General features: G+C 41.7%; 5 protein-coding genes and 1 pseudogene. 2 read left to right on the top strand and 4 right to left on the bottom strand.

The features are described from left to right. Together AC1DWN_RS29775 and AC1DWN_RS29780 are read right to left on the bottom strand one after the other, a co-directional pair. A pseudogene (locus tag AC1DWN_RS29775) lies at positions 1 to 539 on the bottom strand (bifunctional NADH-specific enoyl-ACP reductase/trans-2-enoyl-CoA reductase); the annotation flags it as partial. Positions 540 to 717: 178 nt separating this feature from the next. Then, positions 718 to 927 (bottom strand): small, acid-soluble spore protein, alpha/beta type, encoded by a 210-nt coding sequence (locus AC1DWN_RS29780; RefSeq protein ID WP_477562483.1) that lies wholly within the window; start codon positions 925 to 927, stop codon positions 718 to 720. A gap of 132 nt (positions 928 to 1,059) precedes the next feature. Here AC1DWN_RS29780 and AC1DWN_RS29785 point away from each other — a divergent pair, with 132 nt between their 5' ends. Beyond that, the gene (locus AC1DWN_RS29785; protein WP_477562484.1) at positions 1,060 to 1,680 is read left to right on the top strand and encodes an ATP-dependent DNA ligase; all 621 of its coding nucleotides are present in this window, start codon (positions 1,060 to 1,062) and stop codon (positions 1,678 to 1,680) included. Positions 1,681 to 2,068: 388 nt separating this feature from the next. After that, positions 2,069 to 2,401, top strand: coding sequence for a hypothetical protein (locus AC1DWN_RS29790; protein WP_477562485.1), 333 nt, complete (start codon positions 2,069 to 2,071; stop codon positions 2,399 to 2,401). On the opposite strand, the gene AC1DWN_RS29795 is transcribed toward AC1DWN_RS29790, so the two are convergent. Both AC1DWN_RS29795 and AC1DWN_RS29800 read right to left on the bottom strand, forming a co-directional pair. After that, complete coding sequence (locus AC1DWN_RS29795) at positions 2,391 to 2,876, bottom strand: C40 family peptidase (RefSeq protein WP_477562486.1); 486 nt, start codon at positions 2,874 to 2,876, stop codon at positions 2,391 to 2,393. The two genes, AC1DWN_RS29790 and AC1DWN_RS29795, sit on opposite strands and share 11 nt — an antisense overlap. Before the next feature lie 166 nt (positions 2,877 to 3,042). Then, a partial coding sequence (locus AC1DWN_RS29800; protein WP_477562487.1) for an aldo/keto reductase occupies positions 3,043 to 3,894 on the bottom strand: 852 nt, incomplete at its 5' end.

Consider the following 3,894-nt stretch of genomic DNA (forward strand, 5'->3'; position numbering starts at 1 on the left):
ATTACAGCTTGTGAAACTTCGCCGCTATGGAAGTTTACCGTTTTGTTCGTATAAGTTCCGCCTAGTGGCTTGATTACAGAGGAGAAAGTTTCCCCGGTCTTAGGGTGCGTACGACGCGGTGAAGCGACGCTATAAACGACAAGATCGATCGTTCCAAGTTCTGCACGAATCAGATCAATTGTCTTAGTCTTAATTTCATCTGAAAATGCATCACCTACAATGCTGTACGATTTACGTCCAGCTTCTTCAGCTGCCTTCTCAAATGCCGCTGAATTATACCAGCCTGCAGATGCTGTGCGAGCGCCTTCAGCCGCTTTGTCGAAGTATACGCCAATTGTATTCGCGCCTGCAGCGAACGAAGAGACGATACGTGAAGCAAGTCCGTATCCAGTAGAAGCTCCGATGACTAGAACGTTGCGAGGGCCCTCAATTGCTGGTTGAGTACTTACATAATCGATTTGACGTTGTACTTGTTGTGCGCAACCCTCAGGATGCGCTGTTGTACAAATAAAGCCACGTGTCTTTGGTTGAATAATCATATTAGAWTATTCCTTTCTTCAGTGGAATTTATAGTATGTAACGGGATGACTCTATTACATTTTACCGATTTTCGATGGTAAAGGGAAGGTGCCCTAATAAAAAACAGCCATTTTGTTAAAAAATACAAATAAGCGCCATGACAGTTGAATAACTGCCTCGGCGCTTATTATGAAGGAATTAACGACGTCCTGCTATTTGCTGTTCAGCAATTTGCACCAGTCGACGAGTAATGGAGCCGCCAATGGATCCCATATCACGAGTAGTCATGTGACCATAGTAGCCATCTTGCGGAAKTTGAATGCCCAGCTCTTGTGCAATCTCGAATTTTAATTGCTCTAATGCTGCGCGGGCTTGTGGTACAAGAAGTTGATTTGTTCGGTTTGCCATCTTTTCTCAGCCTCCTTCTTGACCCTATTATGTCAAATTACCTTTTGGTTTATTCGCTAATTCAACCTAAATTTACCGAAGTTTATTTTGCTCTCAGCATGCTAGAATGATTAGACGGAAGAGGGCGGTCAAATGTTTATGAAACCCATGCAAATGACGAGGCATAGTAAGCCTTTTAATGATGCACAATATGTATATGAACCCATTATAGATGGCCATCGGTTATTGTTATCTTTTATTAGAAATCAGGCTCGTTTGTATACAAAGCATAATAATGATGTAACAAAACAATATCCGGAATTACTCAGGATACCCATTAAGCAGCCTGTTGATGTTGTGTTTGATGGAGAGGTTGCCTACGTAAATCCGGTCACAGGAATCGTGGAATTTAAAACTTTGATTGAACGATATAGAATGAAGAAGGAACCTAAGATACGTGAAGGTGCAGCGTTATTGCCTGTACGTTACTTTGTATTTGATATTCTTTATTATGATGGAATCGATATGCGCCATAGACCGTTAATGGAACGTAAGCAGCTGCTGGACGAAGTGATAGACCCTAACTCATTTATTCAAAAAATGCCATTCATCGAGGAAGAAGGATATTCCTTATTCAAGCTCATCCAAAAAATGCGTCTCGAAGGTGTTGCATGTAAACGGAAAGACAGTCTCTACTCAGAGGGACGAAGTGAGCATTGGTTGAAAGTTGCTAACGAAGAGTATGAGGATGCTAGACAGCATTATTGTGGCTAACATTGTGGTAACTTTTGATTAATATATGGTAAGCGCTGTGGTCAGGGCTATGGTTAGCGCTATGGTCAGCAATGTGATTAGGACTATGGCTAGCACTATGGCTAGCGCGATGGTCAACATCATGTTTAACACAAAGTTGCACTTCCTTGTCCGCAGCCTCAATTACTATTCTCAGGATAGTTTCATTATTTGCACTTAAATGATGTTGCAAGAGGGTGAACTCTGATTTAGTGTCAAGGAATGAACTTAAATACTGGCTTAGCTCGATCCAGGCCTCCTTTTCGTACAACTAGCTGCAAATTCTGAAACTAAATCCTCTAAAATTTCATTATGTCTCTCATTAGTTTCACAATGTGAAACTAATTTTACACTGCCTCGAGGCAGCTAGATGAATAAGGATTTTCATAGCGATAGCAAAATGGCCAAACAGATGAATAAAGATTTTCATAGCGATAGCAAAATGGCCAAAAAGGGGGGGAGTCGTGATCAATCGTTCTTTTTCTTTTCTCTTCTTCTTCTTCTTCATATCTTTATATGCCTTGCCATCATTTGCTGTTTCAGTTACCTTAAATTAGCTAATCAACAGTTGAGGATTAAAGGGGAAAAAGCAGCTGTCGCATCAACGACAACTGCTYTTTTTCTCTTCATAGATCGCCACAAAAAAAGCTTACGCCGCCAAGGATGGCGACGTAAGCTTATGTTTGATGCATTTATTTACTGACACGTCGGGCCGTAACATATTTATTTTTCCAGTAGTTGGAGTTCATGCTCGTAATGGTAACGCCTTGGCTGCTTGAGCTGTGAATGATCTTGTTATTGCCTGCATACACAGCTACGTGACTAATCGATTTACCGTTAGTATTGTAAAATACTAAATCGCCCATACTTAGCGAGCCCTTGTCAACCTTCTTGCCCATTGTCGCTTGCGCCGATGAAGTGCGAGGAAGATTTACATTAATCGCTTTAAAAATAAACTGTGTGAATGAAGAACAATCGAAAGCATATGTAACGCCTGCTGGTGCCCCGAATTTATAAGGTGTGCCTAGAAAAGTTTTGCCAGTGGAAATTAAGTTAATGGTTTGTGGTGTTGCCGCATGCGCTTGCTGTGTTGTTGAGCTAAATGTAAATGCCGACAATACGATCGCGCTACAAATGCCTGCTTTGGCAATTGATTTCAATAAGTTAGTTTTTCTCATGCTGTCAGGTTGTCCCTCCGCGTTTCGTTTTATAAATATGACTATAACATACTTATAAAACAGCTAATTACGTGTATGAGAGCGAAAAGTACACTATAACAGGGGAAATAAGCATTTATGAGAAATAAATGAAAAAATATTAATGTATTTGGGGTTGCATTGCCAATTACGGCATATTTACCCCTCTAATAGCAACGAGCAGCGTATACCATTGCTCTCTGGTGAGCAATTCGGATTGTCTTACAGCATCCTTACATGCGATAATACGCTCCGGATTTACTGTGCCAATTACAGGCTGAATTCGTGCAGGATGTTTCATTAACCAGCCGAGTACGATAGCTTCTGGAGTAGTTTCATTCTCCTCCGCATATTGCATCACAAGTGCTGCCGTTTTGATTTCAGTTTCGCTAGCATTTACAGATGGATTACCGGAAAATCTACCTTGAGCTAGTGGACCCCATGCTTGAATCTGAATGTTTTCCATTTGCATGGATTCCATAAGACCCTCAGCAAAGTTATCATTAAGACCAGCCTTCTGATTTACATGTATGCCTTGATCAACCCAGTCGTGACGAAGCAGACTCATTTCTAGCTGATTAGCGACAATCGGGTCTGGCAAGGAACGCTGCAGGRAGCGGATCTGTCCAGCGCTCATATTGGATACGCCAAAATTCCGTACTTTACCAGAGAGCTTTAGCTTTGTGAATGCTTCGGCAACCTCGTCTGGCTCCATTAAAGGATCAGGACGGTGCAGCAGTAGCACGTCCAAATATTCCGTTCCAAGACGACCAAGAATTCCGTCTACTGAGTTTAAAATATGTTCCTTGGAGAAATCAAACCGCCCTGGAATATCCCCTTCAGCAAAGCGTATGCCGCATTTCGACTGGATAACGATTTGTTCACGCAGCTTAGGCTGATTTTTGAGAGCTTGACCAAATACGGACTCTGCTTTTCCTGCCGTATAAATGTTTGCGTGATCGAACATGGTAATACCTATTGATAGAGCTGCCTCAATGGC

The sequence above is a fragment of the Paenibacillus sp. P4_A7 genome (assembly GCF_056402455.1).